16 protein-coding genes and 1 tRNA gene are annotated in these 22,096 nt (G+C 39.6%); 13 read left to right on the top strand and 4 right to left on the bottom strand.

What is annotated here, in order from left to right:
- Positions 1-48: 48 nt before the first annotated feature.
- From SB49_RS14015 to SB49_RS13980, 7 genes are all read left to right on the top strand, one after another.
- A complete protein-coding gene (locus SB49_RS14015) occupies positions 49-453 on the top strand; it encodes a general secretion pathway protein GspG (RefSeq protein WP_062057747.1) in 405 nt (134 codons plus the stop codon).
- A 483-nt stretch (positions 454-936) separates the two neighbouring features.
- Positions 937-2,358, top strand: coding sequence for a GspE/PulE family protein (locus tag SB49_RS14005; protein WP_062057740.1), 1,422 nt, complete (start codon positions 937-939; stop codon positions 2,356-2,358).
- A gap of 3 nt (positions 2,359-2,361) precedes the next feature.
- Complete coding sequence (locus tag SB49_RS14000; protein ID WP_062057737.1) at positions 2,362-4,584, top strand: type II secretion system protein GspD; 2,223 nt, start codon at positions 2,362-2,364, stop codon at positions 4,582-4,584.
- Positions 4,584-5,804 (top strand): hypothetical protein, encoded by a 1,221-nt coding sequence (locus SB49_RS13995; RefSeq protein WP_062057734.1) that lies wholly within the window; start codon positions 4,584-4,586, stop codon positions 5,802-5,804. The genes SB49_RS14000 and SB49_RS13995 overlap by 1 nt, the downstream gene beginning before the upstream one ends.
- Entirely contained in the window at positions 5,794-6,306 is a 513-nt protein-coding gene (locus SB49_RS13990) for a hypothetical protein (RefSeq protein WP_062057731.1), read from the top strand. Before SB49_RS13995 ends, SB49_RS13990 begins: the two co-directional genes overlap by 11 nt.
- A gap of 249 nt (positions 6,307-6,555) precedes the next feature.
- Positions 6,556-6,825 (top strand): hypothetical protein, encoded by a 270-nt coding sequence (locus tag SB49_RS13985; RefSeq protein WP_062057728.1) that lies wholly within the window; start codon positions 6,556-6,558, stop codon positions 6,823-6,825.
- Between the two features lie 90 nt (positions 6,826-6,915).
- Positions 6,916-7,353 carry a hypothetical protein gene (locus SB49_RS13980; RefSeq protein ID WP_062057725.1) on the top strand — a complete coding sequence of 146 codons (438 nt, stop codon included), beginning with the start codon at positions 6,916-6,918 and terminating at the stop codon, positions 7,351-7,353.
- Positions 7,354-7,633: 280 nt separating this feature from the next.
- Here the strand turns inward: SB49_RS13980 and SB49_RS13975 are convergent.
- Positions 7,634-7,715 (bottom strand) — tRNA-Leu (locus tag SB49_RS13975).
- Between the two features lie 176 nt (positions 7,716-7,891).
- Between SB49_RS13975 and SB49_RS13970 the strand changes: the two genes are divergently transcribed.
- The 4 genes from SB49_RS13970 (at position 7,892) to SB49_RS13955 (ending at position 13,840) form a co-directional block, all read left to right on the top strand.
- Positions 7,892-9,280 carry a dipeptidase gene (locus SB49_RS13970; protein WP_062057722.1) on the top strand — a complete coding sequence of 463 codons (1,389 nt, stop codon included), beginning with the start codon at positions 7,892-7,894 and terminating at the stop codon, positions 9,278-9,280.
- A 285-nt stretch (positions 9,281-9,565) separates the two neighbouring features.
- Positions 9,566-9,931: a BlaI/MecI/CopY family transcriptional regulator gene (locus SB49_RS13965; RefSeq protein WP_062057718.1), complete on the top strand. Its 366-nt coding sequence runs from the start codon at positions 9,566-9,568 to the stop codon at positions 9,929-9,931.
- A 2-nt stretch (positions 9,932-9,933) separates the two neighbouring features.
- A complete protein-coding gene (locus SB49_RS13960) occupies positions 9,934-11,730 on the top strand; it encodes a M56 family metallopeptidase (protein WP_062057715.1) in 1,797 nt (598 codons plus the stop codon).
- A 1,009-nt stretch (positions 11,731-12,739) separates the two neighbouring features.
- A complete protein-coding gene (locus SB49_RS13955; protein ID WP_062059258.1) occupies positions 12,740-13,840 on the top strand; it encodes a DUF4407 domain-containing protein in 1,101 nt (366 codons plus the stop codon).
- Positions 13,841-13,889: 49 nt separating this feature from the next.
- Here the strand turns inward: SB49_RS13955 and SB49_RS16050 are convergent, their stop codons facing one another.
- Both SB49_RS16050 and SB49_RS13950 read right to left on the bottom strand, forming a co-directional pair.
- On the bottom strand, positions 13,890-14,027 hold the full coding sequence (locus tag SB49_RS16050; protein ID WP_156036457.1) for a hypothetical protein: 138 nt from the start codon (positions 14,025-14,027) through the stop codon (positions 13,890-13,892).
- Between the two features lie 225 nt (positions 14,028-14,252).
- A complete protein-coding gene (locus SB49_RS13950) occupies positions 14,253-15,905 on the bottom strand; it encodes a solute:sodium symporter family transporter (protein ID WP_062057712.1) in 1,653 nt (550 codons plus the stop codon).
- Between the two features lie 253 nt (positions 15,906-16,158).
- On the opposite strand from SB49_RS13950, the gene SB49_RS13945 reads away from it, so the two are divergent.
- Positions 16,159-17,019 carry a hypothetical protein gene (locus SB49_RS13945; protein ID WP_062057710.1) on the top strand — a complete coding sequence of 287 codons (861 nt, stop codon included), beginning with the start codon at positions 16,159-16,161 and terminating at the stop codon, positions 17,017-17,019.
- 40 nt (positions 17,020-17,059) lie between these two features.
- Here the strand turns inward: SB49_RS13945 and SB49_RS13940 are convergent, their stop codons facing one another.
- Positions 17,060-20,767, bottom strand: a complete 3,708-nt coding sequence (locus SB49_RS13940) for a metallophosphoesterase (RefSeq protein WP_082591168.1) — start codon at positions 20,765-20,767, stop codon at positions 17,060-17,062.
- Between the two features lie 55 nt (positions 20,768-20,822).
- On the opposite strand from SB49_RS13940, the gene SB49_RS13935 reads away from it, so the two are divergent.
- The gene (locus SB49_RS13935; RefSeq protein WP_062057703.1) at positions 20,823-22,025 is read left to right on the top strand and encodes a Pycsar system effector family protein; all 1,203 of its coding nucleotides are present in this window, start codon (positions 20,823-20,825) and stop codon (positions 22,023-22,025) included.
- Positions 22,026-22,096 lie beyond the last annotated feature (71 nt).

Here is a 22,096-nt window from a genome sequence, read left to right as displayed (position 1 = left end):
TAACCCTTGTTCATAAATTATGCCTTATGCTAATTATAATTTTTGTCTATGAATTATTTAAAAAGAGTCCCCGCCATTAACCTACAGGAAATGTTGATTGTACTCGCCATTATAGGAATATTACTTTTATTAGCATTGCCCAATTTAATGCCTTTAATAACAAAGGCTAAAAGTGTGGAGGCCCAGATTCAGCTTAAAGCATTGTACAATGCACAAACCACATACAGATATATGAACAGTAAGTACAGTGTGGATGTAAATGAACTGGATTTCGAAGCACCTAAAACTGTTAAGGAGAATGGAACTTCAAACTACATATACCAGATTATAAGTGCGGATAACGCAACTTTCAAAGCTAGGGCAGAGGCTATAACAGATTTTGATGGAGATGGTGTACTCAACGTCTGGGAAATTGATGAAGAAGGTAACCCTAAACAAATAATAAAGGATTGATTCCATTACTACAATTACTTTCTATTGCATCTTGTGCTCTTATTTGTTACCAGGACTTTAAAGAAAGGACCGTGTTTTGGTTTTTGTTCCCAATCCTTGGTATTTCAATTGGCATTATGCACTATTTATATGTTGAAACGCCCCTATTTATAATTTATATCACAATCAATTTTCTATTGACCAGCCTTATTTTATTGCTATTGTATTTATACACAAAACTCATAAGAAAAGTAGTTTTCCTCAATCATAGTTTTGGGCTAGGAGACCTCCTTTTTTTTTATGCCATAGGTTTTGGTTTTCCCACTATAACATTTGTAGTTATTTTTAGTACTTCTGTTCTATTTTCATTGCTGGTATATTTAGGAATCAAAAAATCTTTAAAGCAAAATACCGTGCCTTTAGCTGGCTTAATGGGTCTTTTTCTTATTTGTGTTTTTGCTATTAGTTTTTTTAAGTCAACCCCATCATTATATTTAAATTGATATGTTAACCGATAATTATAGGATTCCAACACATCTTGCCCAAAAAATTAGTCCGGAACAGGCCTTTCATTATCGGATCGTACCCATTGATTTATCCGATGGCACCTTGCTTTTTAAAACTGATCAGATTGTTACTGACGCATTACAGTCTGAGCTTTGTATCATTTTGGATATTCCTATACGCTTAGAATTCTCTGCCACCGAAGAATTACAAAATTATCTCACCGCAAATTACAGACAACAACAAAATTACAACAAGGAAAAAAGTAGTCTGAGATACACTCCCGATTTTCTTGAAAAAATATTGGTAACAGCGAAAGATGTAGGTAGTAGCGACATTCACTTTGAGCCATATGAAGCTGAATGTAGGGTCCGTTTTAGGTTGGACGGAAAATTGGTGGAACAATTTATTATTCCTTTGAACGAATACCCTACGATCATCAATAAAATTAAAATAAGGGCAAATCTTGACATCTCTGAAAAACGCCTGCCCCAAGATGGAAGAATAAGTGTAAAATCTTCCTTTGACGAATTTGATATACGAGTTTCGTCCCTTCCCACTCTATTTGGCGAAAAAGTTGTTTTAAGAATTCTTAGTAAGGATACGGAATCCATAGATATTATGGAATTGGGCTTTAGTAAAAAAGAGCTGAAGACCTTCAGGGAATCCATTAAGAAGCCAAATGGAATGGTGCTGATTTCAGGGCCTACCGGCTCAGGAAAAACAACCACATTGTATGCAACACTAAAACTTTTGAATGAACCAAATACCAATATACTCACTATTGAAGACCCAATAGAATACACCCTATCTGGAGTTAACCAAGTGCAATTAAAGGAGTCTATTGGACTTGATTTTGCGAGTGCACTTCGAACATTTTTGAGACAGGATCCCGACATTATTATGGTGGGCGAAATAAGGGATGTAAAAACAGCTAATATGGCAATCAGAGCTGCTTTGACAGGACACCTAGTCCTCTCCACCATACATACCAACTCTGCATGGGCGACTATATCTCGTTTAATAGATATGGGCATTCCTTCATTTTTAATAGCCAGTACATTGAATATTAGTGTAGCCCAACGGTTGGTAAGAAAATTATGCGATCATTGCAAATGTAAGGATGACATAAGCACTGAGTTATTCCCTGAAGAATTTCTTTTGGCAAATAATGACTTTGGACATCACTATATTCCCAAGGGCTGTCCTCATTGCCACCATACAGGGTATAAAGGAAGAAAGGCTATATATGAGATTGTGCCCATCACTAAAGAGTTAATTTATCACATTAAAAACAATACCTTAGAGATTGACGAATACCTTAATCAAAATAATATAATCACCTTAAAAAAGAATGCAGTACAGATGATCAAAGAAGGGGTAACCTCAATTGATGAAGTCTATGCCCTATTATCCAATTAACCAATGAAGAAATACCTAGTTTTATTGTGTTTCCTTTTGACCCTTGTTGCTTCGGGTCAGGAAAACCAAAGAATTGCAAATATCAAGAATAACTTGGAACTACTAGCTGTTGACAATGCTGGGCTAACTGAAAGTTTAAAACTTGATATTAATGTGACCAATGTTACCTTATCTAATTTTCTTATTGCTGTTTCTAGAGTGCACCAAGTAAACATTAACGTAGACCCAGGCCTTCAGAACATTACCATTGTGAATAATTTTTCGAACGTAACAGTAGCCGACTTATTGGTGTTTCTTTGCAAACAATACGATTTGGATATAAAGTTTACAGGCAATATCCTTTCCATTGTTCAATACAATCCACCCAAGGCAGAACCTAAGGAAAAAGAAATTCTTATCAATTTTGATCCCCTAAACAACCTAATATCAATGGATCTTAAAAATGATCCTTTAGAGAGTGTTTTTAGAAAAGTTATGGATATCAGCGATAGAAACTTGTTATACAACAGTGGCATGGAAAATACTGCTCTAACCTTGTATCTGAACAAGGTTCCATTTGATACTGCCATGGAAAAATTAGCTGAGACCAATGGCTTAACGTACTCAAAATCTCGGGATGGCTTTTATTTATTCAATTCAAACTACCAATTAAACAATAACCCTGAGGGTACACCACAAAATAGACCACAAAGGATTCCTAAGGGTAATTCTATTTTTTATCAGGTCTTAGATACCACAAGGCGGATGCTAAACGTAGATTTTGAAAATGCACCTATAGCCGAGGTCATCAATAATTTAAGCTTTGATCTAAAATTGGACTATTACGTTGCAACTCCTTTGGAAGAAGCCGGAACAATCAGCTTTAAGGCTACCCAAATATACTATGACACCCTACTGGAACGAATGTTTGAGGGACAGACTAAAGGCAGTGATATGATTAATGGCCCCGATCCTACCAATAATTTCAACCAAAATAGAGTTCCAAACCAGAATGTGGGTCAAGGCAATCTAATTGCTGAAATGGGAAATTCAAACTTCAGTTTTAAAAAGGAGAATGACATCTACTTTTTCGGAACTACGGATCAATTAAGTGTTCGTAAGCTAGAAGTGGTTCAAATGATGCATCGATCCATAGAATTATTGGGTGATCCGACACCATACAGAGGAGGTAATAGGTCTGCTGGGAGAACGGTCTCTGGGAATGTCAATTATCTTGGTGGTGGTGGAGGTCAAGATGGGTTTCAAAATAATCAGGGATTTAGCAATAACCAAGGCGTGAACAATTCTAGAAGAATATCTACCCAATCCAATGCATTTGAATCTTATGAAAATAACGCGGAAGCCTTGGTCAATATTCTCCCTGACGATGTTAAAGCCGACTTGGACATTAAAATTGACTATGAGTTGAACAGTTTTTTAGTAAGTGGGCCATCTGCAAACATTAACCGATTTAAAAAATTCATTAAGGAAATAGATAAACCAGTTCCGGTAATCCTAATAGAAGTAATGCTTATTGAAGTAAAGAAATCCGCCAGTGTGGAAACGGGCATAAGTTGGGGATTAGGAGATGAACCAACCACCACAAAAGGAGATCTTTTTCCAACTACGGATTTGACTTTAGGAGCAAAAACAGTTAATAAAGTTATTGGTGGGTTTGATGGTTTTGGATCTTTTAATGTAGGTAAAGTAGTCCCTAATTTTTTTGCCACCATAAAGGCACTTGAAGAGAATGGTAACTTAAAAATCCGATCAACCCCTAAATTATCTACTTTAAACGGACATAGAGCTAACCTATCTATCGGCGAGACGACTTATTATGTTGTTACCAGCCAAAACTTCTTTGGATCACAGATTCCCACTTCTTCGGAAATAAGAAATTACCAACCTATAGATGCAGAATTGGCAATAAGCATAAAACCGCTCGTTTCTGGTAATGGCCAGGTTACCTTGGACATCAATGTAATACAATCTGATTTTAGTGGAACGAGAATAGAAAACGATGCTCCCCCGGGCCTTACCTCTAGAGAATTCAGTTCCATTATACGGATGCAAGATCAAGATTTAGCGGTTTTAGGAGGTTTGGAGGAGAAAGTCAAGAACGATTCTGGAAGTGGAGTTCCTCTATTGGCGAGGATTCCAATTATTAAATGGCTATTCAGTAAAAGAAAACGGGAAGATTCCAAGCAAAAATTAACAATACTTATTAAACCAACAGTTATCTACTAGTGCTACTAGACCAATTAAAGACATATGTAAACCTTGGGAATCATTATTATGGGCTTGAAGTCATTGATAATCAAGTACAAATTGAGTTTCATTTACTGGAAGTTATTAGAAAGAAGGGCGAACTATTGATTGGTTCACAAAAGACATTTTCAAATCTGGAAGAAATCATTAATATCGTAAAGAAAGGATCTCCCCTACTCTTGTCTTTAAATACTGGGAATGTAATTACAAAAGTGATGGACAGCTCTACCAACACTAATTTAGAAGCTAAGGTCCATAATGCATTCCCTAATTTGGACTTTGATAATTTTTATTTTCAAGCACAGTCTTTAGGCAATAAATCTTTAGTTACAATTACCAAAAAAGAAAATGTGAATGTCTTGTTGGATAAGATAAAGGAATTAAAAATTGAAGTAGCTGGTTTTAGTTTGGGAATAAGCTCACTGAAAAGTATTTTTCATTTTATGCCACAAACAACTTTTCAAATATATAATAATCAAATACTTATGGAAAATGGTTCTATACGAGCTATAGCGTCTTTAATAAAAGAAAAGAAGGTCCAAAGTATCAATTATGACCTAAATGGCTTAACAATCACTAGTGAACAAGTGTTAAATTTTGGAGCTATACTATCTTTTATTTCCGAAGACAACCATGGTAGCTCTAATTTTGAAGATACGTTCGCTTTCCTAAAAATGGAATTTAGAGCAAAACGACGGTTTAATTTACTGTTAAAATCATCGCTAATCTTCATTTTAGCAATTTTATTTGGAAATTTCATCATTTTTAATCATTACTTTGAAAAAGTAGAAAACCTAAAGACAACCTCAGAATTCAATAGTGCCAACAGGGAGAAATTAATCCAATTGGGGGCTATGGTTAAAAAGAAGGAAGAAAGAGTAAATGCGCTGTTGTCTTCTTCAAATTCAAAATCCTCTTACTACATTGATAAAATTGTAAAAACCATTCCAAGTTCCATTTTATTGGATCAACTTAATTATCAACCATTAATAAAGCCTGTTAGAGAATCAAAGCCCATAGAAGTAGAGGACAACGTTATACTAATGTCGGGTAAAGCCTCAAATGGCGAGGTATTTTCTGATTGGATTGAACAATTGGAAAAATTTACTTGGATTAGTAGTGTAGAGACAATGGATTACGATTATAACAACTCAAACTCCTCTAATTTTTCATTAAAAATAAGAATGGATGAAAACTAGAACAAAAATCAATATCACATGGCTAGGTTTGGCTGTAATGTTGTTTCTTTCATATAAGCTGGCAATTTCCAACACAATAGAGCTTCACCAAGAATTAGGAGCCTTATCAAAAGAAGAACAAATATTTAAAGATATACCTAAGCAAATTTCCATGTATTCCGGTAAGAAACAATATTATGATTCTCTTTTAACAGAAATGAATGTTGGTAACTCTTCTTTGGAAAATAATTTGTTGAGAGTTTTAAATTCTCAAATCATTCAAAATAATCTAAAACTAATAGATTTTAACAAGCCTCATATTTTTATTGATAATGATACCGAACTTAACACGTATACTATTACGATGGAAGGAGGTTTCTCCAATATTTTGAAAACCGTACATAGTATCGAACAAAGAGCAACATTCGGAGAAATATTACATATCGAATTTTTCGAACAAAAAGATTACAAGAACAATAAAGAATTTTTGAGGGCTACCTTACTTGTTCAACATATACGTTGAAAGTTCAGTTTAATTGAACCCAAGGGAAAATTGCTTCTTCTTAAAACGCCTAACATAAACAACATAATAATCAATTTTACTACCACGGTGGGCCTGCTTATGGTCACATTCTCCATTTTAGGGCAAAATAAAATCGAGTCCACAGGAAATGTAGGTATTGGTACTTCTTACCCTTAAAGTGACCTTCACATAAAATGAAACCAGGCAGATCTATACCTAGAAAATACGGACCCTACAAATTGGGCCTATTTGAGAATTAAAGGTAGTTCTAACTATTTTTGGGACATTGGACAATTTGGAAATAATGATTTTATTGAATTTAGACCCAATGGACAATCAAATGAAAACAGAACGGTATTGATGCAAAATGGTAATATGGGCATTGGAACAATTACACCAACAAAAAAATTAGATGTGAATGGTGATGCTAGAATTGGTAATATTACAAGCCGTCAATATTTAAAGGTATTTTCAAAAGAATGGCCTGAATTACGATTTGAAACCCCTACCAGTAATTAGGAAATTAGACTTGGGGTTTCGCATAGTAACAATACCTATTACGGCTTAAATGAAGGGGATTTTTACGTTTATACCAATACTGTAAATAAAATGCCTTTCATAGTAAAAAGAAATGGAGATATAAGGTTGAATACATTTGCAGCCAATGTTGGAATAGGGACAACATCTACAGGTACCCATAAATTGGCAGTAGAGGGATCAATAGGAGCAAGGGAAATTAAGGTGGAAGCTATAGGGTGGTCGGACTTTGTTTTTGAACAAAACTACCACCTACCTACATTAGAAGAAGTAGAGCATCATATAAAGAAATATGGTCATTTAAAGGATATTCCAAGTGCCAAGGAAATTGAAAAAAATGGAATTTTTCTCGGAGCAATGGATGCCAAATTATTGCAAAAAATAGAAGAATTAATGTTGTATACCATTCAGCAAGAGAAAAAAATTCAACAGCTTGAAACTGAGAATAAACAACTGTATTCCATTACAAAAAGACTACAGAATATTGAAGAACCATTGAAAATAGAATAATTGACTTTCTCAACGCAAGTACTTCACTAAAATGGGTGAGTAATTCGGTTCGTATTTTCATAAAATATTGATTATCAATAATTTTAATATAAAAACATGGAGCCTCTTTCTCTGATGGACCTAAATTAAACTTCACCAAAAGATATGGTGAGTGGTAACTAATTTTTAATCAAAGGGAAGGATTGTATTAAAACCTTTTTTCAAAAAACAAGAAATGTGTTACCCATGTGTTACCCCGCAATAAAAAAGCCGACTCCCAAGAGTCGGCTTTTCCTTTAAGTACAGGCGGAGAGACTCGAACTCTCACACCTCACGGCACTAGATCCTAAGTCTAGCGTGTCTACCAATTCCACCACGCCTGCATTTCAATACCTCCTTAAAAAAGCCGGATTTTTACATCCTTTTAAGATTATTCCAATAGCAATCGGGACAACCTCACCTTTAAAAGGACTGCAAATATAAAGCAAATTTTGTATTATGAAATACTTCCTCAATAAAAAGTTCTTTTTTGTATTTTTATGCCTTATTAAAACATTCTATGCAAGACATATCAGCTTACGTTGCCCAAAATAAAGAACGCTTTATCAATGAGCTAATCCAACTCCTAAAAATCCCATCGGTCAGTGCCGATCCCGCTTATTCCCAAGATGTTATGGATGCAGCGGCTTCCGTAAAAAACTCCCTTTTAGAGGCGGGCTGTGATACCGTGGAAATCTGTGAGACCAAGGGTTACCCCATTGTGTACGGTGAAAAAATAATTGACCCCACCTTGCCCACGGTCCTGGTTTATGGACATTATGATGTACAACCCCCAGATCCGGTTGAACTATGGGACTCCCCTCCTTTTGAGCCCGTCATAAAAAATACGGAACTTCATCCAGACGGAGCCATCTTCGCAAGAGGTGCCTGCGATGATAAGGGACAAATGTACATGCACGTAAAAGCACTGGAATATATGGTGAAGAACAACCAGCTACCGTGCAATGTAAAATTCATGATAGAAGGGGAAGAAGAGGTAGGCAGTGAAAACCTCTCGGAATTTGTGGCCAACAACAAGGAGAAACTTGCCAATGACATCATCCTTATTTCAGATACCGGAATGATCGCCAAGGACGTCCCATCCATCACCACGGGACTTAGAGGTCTCAGCTATGTGGAAGTGGAAGTAACCGGCCCCAATAGGGACTTGCATTCTGGACTTTATGGAGGTGCAGTGGCCAATCCGATCAATGTGCTGACCAAGATGATCTCCTCCCTTCACGATGAAAACAACCATATTACCATTCCGGGATTCTACGATAAGGTAGAGGAGCTCTCCACAGCCGAGCGTGCCGAAATGGCCAAGGCTCCCTTTGACCTGGATAACTACCAGAGTGCCCTGCAAATAGCCTCTGTTTACGGAGAAAAAGGATATACCACCAATGAACGCAACTCCATCCGTCCAACCCTGGATGTCAACGGAATCTGGGGCGGCTATATTGGCGCCGGTGCCAAAACCGTAATTGCCAGTAAGGCCTATGCCAAAATTTCCATGCGTTTGGTCCCCAACCAGGATTGGAAGGAGATCACCCAACTGTTCAAGACCCATTTTGAAAGCATCGCCCCTTCCGGAGTTACGGTGAAGGTTACGCCCCACCATGGCGGGCAGGGCTATGTAACCCCCATTGACCATATCGGCTATAAGGCAGCATCCAAGGCCTATGAGGCCACCTTTGGGAAAACGCCCATTCCACAGCGCAGTGGCGGGAGTATCCCCATTGTTTCCCTCTTCGAAAAAGAATTGGACAGCAAGACCATCCTTATGGGATTTGGCCTGGATAGTGACGCCATACATTCGCCCAATGAGCATTTTGGGGTGTGGAACTACCTAAAGGGAATAGAGACCATTCCTCATTTTTACAAACATTTTACGGAGCTTTCCAAATAAAATATACTGTTCCAATGGGCGGAGTCGGAAGTAATTAACCTCTCAACTCCGCTCGAGGGGACAAGTGACAACTACGCTGCTTCCCTCTTGGGGCGTTCCCCTGCGGGTCGCTCTTTCCGCTATATCTTTTAATAATAGGCTTACCAAAAAGCGTAAGTCCGAACCGTCCCTTATTAAAAGGATGCCACTGCAATAGCTAACGCTTTTAAATTTATTATTACTCTACACTTGTAGAATTAAAATATATGTTCTATGTTTGTAGAGTACATTCTAATATTGTAGACCATGCAGCTTTCAAAATCCGAAGAAGAACTAATGAACCATCTATGGAAACTGGAAAAGGCTTTTATGAAAGACCTTTTGGAGGCCTACCCGGAACCCAAACCGGCAACCACCACTGTAGCTACCCTACTAAAGCGCATGAAGGATAAAGGGTTTGTATCCTACAATTTGTTTGGCAACTCCAGGGAGTATTACCCCTTGGTGAAAAAGAAAGACTACTTCTCCAAGCATGTCAATGGCCTTATCAAAAACTTTTTCAATGATAGCGCTTCCCAGTTCGCCTCCTTTTTTACCAAGGAAACGGACCTCACCAAAGAAGAGCTGGAAGATCTTAAGGCCATCATTGATGTAGAACTTAAAAAGAAATAACTATGTGGATCTATCTCTTAAAATTTAGCGCACTTCTGGCCATTTTCTTGGTGTTCTACAAGGTCTTTTTGGAACAGGCCACTATGCATCAATTCAAACGATTTTATTTGTTGGCCGCATTTCTCATGGCCATGGGCATTCCGGCCATCACTTTCACCGAATATGTTTTGATGGAACCACAAACCCTCATTACAGAAATTGCTCAGGCTTCAACTTTAGGGCAAAATTCCACGCTCATAAATGAACCCATTACTTATTTTCCCTATATCCTATGGAGCCTCTATGGACTTGGGGTGGCCTTGTTCACCATTAAGTTTGTAATCAACCTATCAGGGGTCATCAAAAGGATCAGAAATAATCCAAAAGAAAAATCGGGCCCCTGCCAACATGTATTACTGCAAGATCCAATAGCCCCACATACCTTTTTCAGCTATGTCTTTTTCAATAAAAAGAAATACAAGTCCCACCAAATCCCACAAGAAGTTTTCTGGCACGAGGAGACCCACGCCAAACAAAAGCACAGTCTGGATATTCTACTACTAGAACTCCTGCAGATTGTTTTGTGGTTCCATCCCCTGATCTATATTGCCAAGCATTTTATAAAATTGAACCACGAATTCCTGGCAGACGAGGCTGTCTTGAACAAAGGGGTCACCACCTCTACCTATCAAAAAATAGTACTGGCATTTTCTTCACCAGATATTCCAGAACCTATTTTATCAAATTCAATCAATTATTCATCAATCAAAAAACGAATCATCATCATGAAAACACACACCTCCAAAAAAGCCCTATGGCTCAAAAGTCTATTGCTGCTGCCTTTATTGGCACTATTGCTCTATAGTTTTAGCGACAAAGAAATTGTGGAATTGGAACAGCATACCAATAGTTCAAAGGCAACAACACAATCGGATATAATAGCGGATGACTCCATCATTGTTACGGAGGACATTGAAATTAATATCAACCGACATGGGCAGCTCTTAGTTAAATTGTCCTTGGTGAAAATAGAAGATCTGAGTACTATACTATCAAAATACAACCAGGATCTTACCAAGGAACAACGGTCACAAACCGTCCGATCTTTTATCACCATAGATAAGGACACCCCTAAAAAAGTCATTCAACAAGTGGAAGCTATATTGACGGACTATGGGGTAGCCATCATAAATATTTTGGGGAACGAAGCCCTCGCCCAAGAAAAAGGTGCTACTAAGGCAGAGATCAAAGAATACAACGCCTTGGCCAGTAAGTACAATTCCCAAACAAAAGGAAAGTACGTCATCAAAACAAAGGACATGAGACGCTTAAAGCAGCTTTACGATCGTATGACCACAGAACAAAAGGCGTCGGCAGAACCGTTTCCAAATTTTCCTCCCCCGCCACCGCCAGCAGCGGCTCCAAAGGTGATCAAAAATTCGGCGTTGCCACCCCCACCACCAATCCCGGCAGATGTCCCGGAAGCAGATAGGCTTGCGTATGAAAAGGCCGTGAAAAATTATAAAAAAGGAAATCCTGGCCTTGTGTATGATCATATGATCGAGGATGGCGAATTGGTAGAGATCATTGTAATTGCGGATGAAGACACTGTGGCACCCCCTCCACCTCCAATGCCACCATCCAAACACTTAGCCAAATTGGCCGAAGAAGGTGCAAAATTCTATATGAACGGAAATCCTATTTCTTCCGAGGAGGCTCTTAAAATAGCTGAGAAGAACAAGGATATTAATATCAATATTGAAGGGGTAGATTCTGAGCCGCCAATGGTGAAGATCACTACCAAGACAAAGAAAAACTAAGCAGTATCAAAACCTCTCGACTCCGCTCGAGGGGACAATACTGCCTAAACAAAACAATGGTTGAAACTGTCAGTTCGAGCGCAGTCGAGAACTACGTGACAGCAAACCTGTAATCAATAAAATCATTTCGCACCACATCTATTGTCCATGACCTCTCGACTCCGCTCGAGGGGACAATGCTGCCTAAACAAAACAATGGTTGATACTGTCAGTTCGAGCGCAGTCGAGAACTACGTGACAATAACCATGAAATCAAAAAAAATATTTTCGAACTACACCAATTGTCCAAGACCTCTCGACTCCGCTCGAGGGGACAATACTGCCTAAACAAAATAATGGTTGATACTGTCAGTTCGAGCGCAGTCGAGAACTACGTGACAGTAACCATGAAATCAAAAAAAATATTTTCGAACTACACCAATTGTCCAAGACCTCTCGACTCCGCTCGAGGGGACAATACTTTCTCAATAAAACATTGACTTATACTGCCAGATTGTGCGAAGTCGAAACCAAGCCAACAAAACATTCTTACTGTCAGTTCGAGCGCAGTCGAGAACTACGTGACAGTAACCATGAAATCAATAAAATAATTTCGCACACACCAATTGTCCATGACCTCTCGACTCCGCTCGAGGGGACAATACTTTCTCAATAAAACATTGACTTATACTGCCAGGTTGTGCGCAGTCGAAACCAAGGCATACAAAACACTGCTACTGTCAGTTCGAGCGCAGTCGAGAACTACGTGACAGTAACCATGAAATCAAAAAAATCCTTTCGCACACATCAATTGTCCAAAACCTCTCGACTCCGCTCGAGGGGACAATCATCAGTTCGAGCGTACTCGAAACCTAAATAAACAATGATCAACAACCCCTCAACCTCACCCGAGGGACAACAAAACACTACAACAAACGTTAAAGCCTTCATTTTGAAGGCTTTTTTTGTAACAAATCAACAATATTTACGTTCTAACCACCTATATGAACATCAATCAAATCAGAACACTATGTTACAATCCTTCTTTATTCTCTGTTCGGGGGCCGATGCCTCCATTCTAAAAACGTGCTCCCCTGGGGAACAAAATAAATATGCAGGCATAGGCGCCACGGTATTCTTTACCGCGGTCATGGCCTTTGTAGCCAGCAGCTATGCCCTTTATACCGTTTTTGACAACATCTATATGTCCATCGGCTTTGGACTCATTTGGGGTTTGCTCATCTTTAACCTGGATCGCTTTATTGTCTCCACCATAAAAAAGACCGGTAGCCTAAAAAACGAATTCTTACAGGCTACCCCAAGAATACTATTGGCCATTATCATTGCTGTGGTCATCTCCAAGCCCTTGGAAATGAAAATCTTTGAAAAAGAGATCAACCAGGTGCTCTTGGAACAAAAAAATGAACTGACCCTTTCCAATAAAGACCAGATAGCGCTTCAGTACAATCCCAAAATAGCCGAGCTACAACAAAATATTGTCGGCCTAAAAAATGAAGTCGCCCTAAAGGAAACAGAAACCAACGCCCTATACGATACTTATATTTCAGAGGCGGAAGGCACTGCGGGCACCAAACTTTTGGGAAAAGGCCCCGTATATAAAGAGAAGAGAGAGAAGCACGATGCCGCCCTTGCGGAATTGCAGCAATTAAAAGGAGATAACGCCCAAAAAATAAGCGACCTCGAAACCCAAATTAGCGGTCTTGAAGGCGACTATACCAAACAGGTAAACGGCTCACAGCCTATCATAGATGGCTTCGACGGACTCATGGCGCGTATCAGTGCCCTGGACAAACTCCCCTGGTTTCCCTCGTTTTTTATATTTCTTTTGTTCTTGGCCATTGAGACCTCTCCCATCATTGTAAAACTCCTCTCGCCAAGGGGACCTTACGACTATAAATTGGAGGACGAGGAAAGTGCAGTTAAAACTTGGGCCAGCCAAAAGGTTGCCCAACGTGAATTACTTTTCAATACCGACTCTGCGCTCAATAAACAGGTCTATGACGATCTTACCAGGGAAGATGAAATTTACAGGTACAAAAAGCAAAAAGCAGAGGAACTCCTGAAGGTCCAAGCAGATGCCTTTCATCAACTGCAGATAAAAAATCTTTAGATCAATCTAATTGTAACGTGTCGCTTTATGTGCGCTCATTCTTATCAAACTAGGCTATAGGAGTTACCGTAGTGAGTACAAGAGCCTCTTTGGTAAGAAATACATTGCATATGCGGTATTTTTTTCTGATTGGACCGTTTACTTCTATATAGCCAGCGTATCTTTTGTTTCTTTTACTTGTTTTCATGGGTGCCTAATTTTTAGTAATACCCAAAAATACTGAGCTAAGAAAACTACAAGTTTCCAGGTATGCTGAGTGGAATTTTTCTATAGGCCAACGGTCATTTGCACAGGACAACCCTTCAGTTGACTTAATTGATTTCTATCCAAAAAAAAAGCCACCAGGGCTATCCTGATGGCTTTTTATATAATTCCTAAATCACCTTAACTGATGCTATTGTTGAGGTAATCCTTACTTCGCAAAGTAGATATAAATACTTACCACTATGGCAATAATAGCTATACCTACGATTTTTATGTGCTTGTAGGGAACAATATCCACTTGTTTGGTATACTCCAGCTCAAAGGGAGTTGCCCTTGGTTTGAAATACCCAATGATCAACATGATCACCATGTTCGAGACAAACAGAATGGCCATCACGTGCAAATAGTGTGGGTAGGCATCTGCTTCCACTAATTTTAGGGCAGCAGGATCCGTAACCCCAGCTGCTTTTGCGGCTGCGACTGCGCTTTCCTTCATATTGGGACCAAGCCAAAACTGACTAATTATATATAAAAAGGAACCCGAAAAAATACCAATTTTTGCCGCAATGGCAGGCACCCTTTTGGTCAAGTATCCCACTACGATGATGGTAAAAATTGGAATACTGTAGATCCCATTTATTTCCTGTAAGTAATTGAACAGACTCCCCGCATTGGCAATCAACGGAGCGATGAACATAGCCGCCAGGGCCAGGATAACCCCAAAAATCTTTCCGTATTTTACAACGGTTCTTTCAGGAGCCTCTTTATTTATGTGTTGTTTATAGATATCAATCCCAAATAAGGTAACCGAACTGTTGAGCACACTATTAAAGGAACTCAATATGGCCCCAAAGAGTACTGCAGCGAAAAATCCTACCATAGGTTTTGGCAATACTGCCCTCACCAATTCTGGATATGCCAGATCACTGGAAGCTAATCCGCCTTCAAAATAATGATAGGCGATCATTCCCGGCAATACCAGAATTAACGGCCCCAAAATCTTAAAAAAGGCTGCCAATAACAACCCTTTCTGCCCTTCGGCCAAGTTTTTGGCGCCCAAAGCACGTTGAATGATCTGCTGGTTTGTTCCCCAATAGAACAATTGCACCAGCATCATCCCCGTGAAAATGGTAGAAAATGGCACCTCTTGTCCGGTATTTCCCGTAGAATCAAATCTTTCAGGCTCTGTAGTCATCAATAAATTTAATCCATCCAGAACACTGCCGTCCCCTATGGCCATCAATCCAAATATTGGGATCAAGAAACCTCCCGTAAGCAATCCTATGGCATTGATCGAATCTGAAACCGCCACCGCTTTTAAGCCACCAAATACCGCATAAATGGAACCTATGATCCCAATTCCCCAAATACAGATGACCAAGGCTGTTGAATCTGATACGCCCAACAAAGTAGGCACATCGAACATCCCGCTAATGGCCACCGAACCAGAATAAAGAATTACCGGTAACAACACCACTACGTACCCTGTTAAAAATAATCCCGAAGTAATTGTTTTGGTGCTGACATCAAACCTTTTGGCCAAAAACTGGGGTACAGTGGTCAAACCACCCTTTAGGTATCTGGGCAATAAAAATACAGCTGTTATTACCATGGCAATCGCCGCCAAGGTTTCCCAAGCCATCACGGATAATCCGTCCGTGTAGGCACTTCCGTTTAATCCAACAATTTGTTCTGTAGATAGGTTTGTAAGTAAAAGAGAACCCGCTATAACGCCTGCCGTTAGACTTCTGCCTCCTAAAAAATAACCATCAGATGAACCTTCATCTGTTTTCCTTGTGGCATAATAGGATATTATACCTACCAATGCAGTGAAGCCAACAAAAGATAATATTCCAATCATAAGTACGAGTTAATTAAAGTGGTTTGATTATTCCGCATAAATATATTGGATTTTTTACACATATGATGGTTTAGCCCGAAAGTATCCAGAATAATAACATTTTAGCCCCTGACCCTTATAAAACGCTATTTCTAATTGTATTCTAGAAATTCAACTATTAAAGAAATCCTATTTTTTATAAAATGGAGTTAAATCTTAACCCTTTCCGACAAATTCCCTTGAAGCCTCCTAAAATAATCCTAGCTTTGATAGTATGACAAGATTTGCTGCCCTTTTCCTAATTGTTTTGTTTACGAGCTGTTCCAACTATGGACAGTTGACCTTTATAGCCAAACTGCCCCATAAAATCAGTGAAAGCTCCGGGCTGGTACAGATGGACAACGCAAGCGTTTGGACCATTGAGGATCATGGCAATGAGGACGAATTGTACCAGGTAGATTTTGAGGGGAATCTGCTCAAGGAACTAAAGGTCAAGAACGGAAAGAACGAGGATTGGGAAGACCTTGCCAAAGATGACCAAGGCAATGTTTATATTGCGGACACAGGGAATAACAACGGTGAACGGAAAGATCTGGTAATCTATAAAGTACCCAATCCGGAAATTGAACCCGGGGACAAGATAGATGCCGAAAAAATTGAATTTTACTTTTCGGACCTAAAAGATTTCACCCCTAAAAAAGAGGAAAAGGTGTATGATTGCGAGGCGATCTTCTATCACAACAAATTTCTTTACCTCATCACCAAGAACAGAAGCAGACCTTTTAATGGAGAGGCCAGGATCTATAAGGTTCCCGCGCAAAAAGGCAATTATAAGGCCGAATTTATAGGCTCCTTCAATACCTGCAATGAGCCTAATACCTGCATTATTACTTCGGCGGACATATCCCCTGACGGCAAAAAAATTGTTCTGTTGGGGTATGGGAAATTATGGGTATTTACCAATTTTACCTGGGATAATTTTACCAAGGGAAACATGGAGACCATAGATTTAAAAGCCACCACACAGCTGGAAGCTGTTGCCTTCAAAGCCAATTCCAACACCTCTTTGCTCCTAACGGATGAGGAAAGAGCCGATACCGGACAAAATTTGTATTCCTACGAATTGAAGCACTAATCTGTGCCGCAATTAATACGTTCAAATTATATCCAACTCCTTAGAATCCAAAACCTAGGCCAAAGGAAAAGCGAGGTCCTTCATCGCCTTGGAAAAGAGCCAATTTAACGGACATCAGATCTGCACCATTAAAGAAAAAGCCTCCTCCATAAGAGGTATGCCAAGTATTGGAATCATCACCTGGAACCCAGACCCTACCATAATCAAATCCGCCATAAATACCCATGGCAAGGGGCAATAAGCCAGTCTTCATTTTCCTTAGACTAAAACGGATATCTGTGTTCTGATAGTAAGATGTTTTACCTGCAAAACGCTGGTTCCTATAGCCCCGTGGCCCATCACTGGCGCCAATGGTAGCAGCTTGATAAAACTCATAATCGTCCCCAATATTAAAATGGGCCTTCCATTTGGTAGCCAAAACCAAGCGACCATTTGGAAGTAGTTTATAGTCAAAGGAAAGGCTTGGTATAATATATCCAAAACCTTCTTCTCCCCCATCAACACTGGTCTTATACCCTACTTCAAAGGAAGTGGCCATACCCAAGGTCGGAAAGGCCTTATTATCGGTATTGGCATAACTGTAGCCTGCTTGAACCCCTAAAAATTGTTTGGAATTTTCCTCTCCGTTTGCTTGGTAAAACGTATTGATAAAACGATCTGCTGTCTCTTCAACCGTTATTTGCTCAAATCCTACCTGGGTTTCAACTCTGGCCCCCAGTGCTCCGCGCCAAATCAAAGAAGGTGCAAAACTTAAATTCTTTAACCTCACCCTATTATAGTCGAGCTCCAATTCGTCATCCAAATTCTCGGTGTCATTACCAAAGCCAAAGAAATTGACACTAAAATTGGGACTGGTAAACCTAGCGTTAAGGCCTAGGTTCCAACTTTCAAAAATATGCGCAAATTCTCCGCTGTAACCAAGCTCAAAACCACTGGTAGCAAAATAAAATGAGGCATTCACCGTATGCTGACTGGTAAATGGATTTTGAAGAAATCCGTTGTAGGTGTACGTATCACTCAGTCCAATTTTGGCACCGTCATCTGGGTTATAACCAACGACTGGGATAATCTGATTGGTACTTTTCTTAAACTTTAAAGGTTGGAACGTATTGATCTCATAATCATTGGTCAGCCTTACTTTGGCATTGCCCTTGTTTATTATCGTATCGCCCCTATCCTTGTAATCATAAATTTTGACCCTTCTATTGTCCTGAATATCATAAATATCGTTGTCGCGACCGCCGATCAACCGAACCTTAATCCCGATTGGACTCCCTCCCTTAACCTCAAAACGGTCATCATCGTCCAATCCGTAGACCCATATTTCTTCGGTAATTTCAGGGTTAAACTGCTTATGAAAGAACTGTTTCTCCTTTTTTCCACCAATGATACGATAGGCGCTAACCTCAGCTTTACCGCCTTCCAAAGTAGTGATTTCGAACCAGTCATCTTTATCCGTACCAGTTATAATGGCAATGGAATTCAAGGCCTTGTAATAATCATTGGCAATTTGGGGCAGGTTTTGCAGTCTGGCCAACAAAATTCGTTTTATTTCAGTAACGGTATTGTCCCTGACTTCCTTGGGAAACATTTCAAAAGCGGCATCAATCGCCTCTGGTGTTAGGTTTTCCAGTATATAAGACACCTCTTTTTCCCATTGGGACAACGTGGTCTCCTTTAACAAGGCCATATCCAACGGAAAAGGATTGGTATTGAATCCACGGACATTTCTGACATTTTCATGGAAGCCTTCCATTAATTTTAGAGGGGGAATGGCCTTTGTTGCAACGGACATCAAAGCTCCGTCTCCCATAATGGAGAACACTTGGTCCCTATCCCTGGGAATGGGTTTAAAAATGGTATTCCCTGTTTCTTTGTTCTTTATTTCTGCCCAGCGCCATTGATCGCTGTGCCTATCCCAATCTCCAATGACCATATCGAACAATCTGGCCCTTAGATAGCTCTCTTCGTCCAACGTATATTCTTCATCCCTTCGTAGCTTCTCAAAAAGGTCGTCCGTACTTTCCACTTTATTGGCATAGCCAAAGCTCTTTAGATCTCCATGACCATCCCCCACATGTTCCTCTATCATGTAGAGCTCATCTCCAAATCCTTCATTAAAATCTTCCAAAGCTTTTTGTTTTGGCACATAATAAAGTACAGGATTTGTATGCAGGACCCCAATGGCATCGGATAGTTTACCAATGGTAAATGGGGCATATGGATGTGCTCCTGTGTAAAAATCGAGCAATAGGCTCTCGGTATAAGTGTCCTGAAACTCCCCTACAATATATTGGTCTTTAAAAGCCATGGACTGCAAGTAGAGTTCTGCACTTTTACGTAACGCCCTCATCACATATTCCTTTCCATTTTTATGTGCAAGTCGCAATGATTTAGATTGGTGCCCCCCTCCCTTTCTCACTGGGGTAAGACCTCCAAAAAGGGTATCCAAATTCACCGTTGGAGCAGTTACCTTAGTGCCGTAATATTCACGGTAACGATCACCCCATATGCTTTTATGGAAACCGCTCTTGTCAATTTCTTCCTTACTATAAACAGATGCCTCAACCTCTTTGGGAAACGTATCCGCGAATTGTTTTATCAATAGACTACGGTCTGCTGGCAATACTTCTGTTGTGAAAAGAAATTCCTCTTTCTCCTCCTCATCCACACCATAATAGCGAACCCGGGAGGAGCCATCGGTATACACCTCTAAAACGGCATATCCCATATGCCCGGTTGAAAATTGGGAGCCGTTCAATAACCTTGTAGCCCCAATTTTAGCACCTGATCCACTAACAATCTGAGGGGTATTGGCCTCTACAATATATTGAAGCGTGTGCTCATGACCGGAGGTAAAAACTACCTTCTCCGAATATTGCGCCAAAGTTACTATTCGCTTTTTAAGCTCCATATACCTCTTGTTATGCATGTCTTCCGTAGATGCACCAGAAGTTTTCCGCAACACATTTATAAAACTTCCCAAGATGGGCATTGGCCCTTTTCCCTTACTGGGATAAAACTGCTGGTTCCATGTTGTTTGTCCGCCATGCGGACCATAACTGAACATTGGATGATGCATGGCCAAAATTGTGGTCCTATGCCTATTTTTCTTGATGATCCCTTCCAATTCCTCAAAAAACTTATCCCTGCTTTTTATATCACAATCATCATTAATGCCGGGATGCCTGTCCCAATTGACGAGATACCACTCTGTATCTATGGCCACTACAAGCACATCATCACTAATATCTATTTCTTCAATAGGACAACCATTGTCGGGCTGGTATGCCCCCTTATCACCCATCCATTCTTCTACATACTCTTCCTCCCTTTTAAGACCAATTAGACCTTCTGTGTACCAATCATGATTTCCAGGAATGAACAAGGTCTTTCCCTTAAAATTCTCCAAGGTTTTCAATTGGGCATCCAAGTGATTTTTTGCGGTGATATAGGCTACCGTAGAATCTTTTTTGTCTGGGAGCCCTGCAGGATAAATATTATCACCTAGAAAAATTGCCATACTATTTTTATCGGCCTGGTCCAGTTTATCCTTAAAAATCTTTAGGGCAGGATTCATTCCTCCCATAGGCGAAAGTCCGGCGTCCCCGATAAGATATATGGTCTGGGATATCTCTTTGGATGTAGGCACATCTTTGTTGTCAAAGCCTTCAGCGTATTTGGTGGCCATGGTGGCGCATCCCGTAAAAACTAAAGTCAAGACTATAAGAGCACAATGTTTATACATTTCCAATCTTCTTTGCATCAAAATTTTGTAATTTGGTTTTCCACAAGATACTTATATGTCGGACATAGTAGAAAAAACTAAAGAGTACGTTATAGATTTATTATCTAACGAGCTGAACTCCAATTATCTTTACCACAACCTGCGTCATACCCAGCGAGTTGTTAAAAATACTAAAGAATTGTTGGAAGCCTATAACTTGAATGATAAAGAAAATGAAACAATTGAACTAGCGGCCTGGCTTCATGACACAGGGTACACGAAAGGTTCCTTGGATCACGAAGAAAAAAGCTGTGAGATTGCCAAAAAATTTCTTAAAGGCGAAAAATATGATGAAGCAGGAATAAAAGAGATTTGTCGTCTTATCATGGCCACCAAACGCTTCTACGCCCCTCAAGACCTGTCAGAGGAGATCCTTAAGGATGCCGACTCCTCCCACCTGTCGAGCAAATCGTATATAGCCACCTCCGAATTATTACGTGAAGAGCTTTCAAAATTAGATATCGTCCACTATTCCACGAAGGACTGGAGGAACGAAAACATCAAAATGTTCCGTACTGAGCACCGGTATTACACGGATTATGCCAAGAAAAACTGGCAAAAACGAAAGGATAAGAATCTGAAAAAATTGGTGAAGGGCAAAAAATCAGAAAAAAAGCTGATCAAAAAAGAGTCCTTAAAAGCAAAACTTAAAAATGAAAGTCCAGATAGGGGCATACAGACCCTGTTTAGGGTTACCCTGAGAAACCATCTGACTTTAAGTGATATTGCGGATACCAAGGCCAACATCCTGCTCTCGGTAAATGCAATCATCATTTCCCTGGCCTTATCCAATCTAATACCAAAGTTGGACAACCCTTCCAATGACTATTTAATCTACCCCACAGTTATTTTTGTTTTTTTCAGTGTGGTCTCCATGATACTTGCTGTTATGGCCACACGTCCCAATGTCACAAGGGGAGAATTCACCAAAGAAGATGTTAACCAAAAGAGGGTAAACCTGCTCTTTTTTGGAAATTTCCACCAAATGGGGCTGAAGGAATATGAGTGGGCCATCAATGAGTTGATAAAGGATAGGGATTATATCTATTCTTCCCTGACCAAGGACCTTTATTTCTTGGGATTGGTCCTCAACAGAAAATACAAGTTATTGAGATGGACCTATACCATTTTTATGATCGGCATGATCGTTTCCGTAATAGCCTTTGCGATTTTCTTTAAGTATTTTGGTCCAGATAGGGCATTACCAATAGTACAATAGCAAGCTCTTGGCCCTCTTATCAAGGGGCATAAAAATAAAACCATCAATTTGCCAATGGCAGTATTGATGGT

Origin of the sequence: Sediminicola sp. YIK13, assembly GCF_001430825.1 — a bacterium.
Taxonomy (GTDB): domain Bacteria; phylum Bacteroidota; class Bacteroidia; order Flavobacteriales; family Flavobacteriaceae; genus Sediminicola.
Note: the sequence above shows the minus strand (reverse complement) of the source record. Positions and strands in the feature narration are given on the sequence as shown.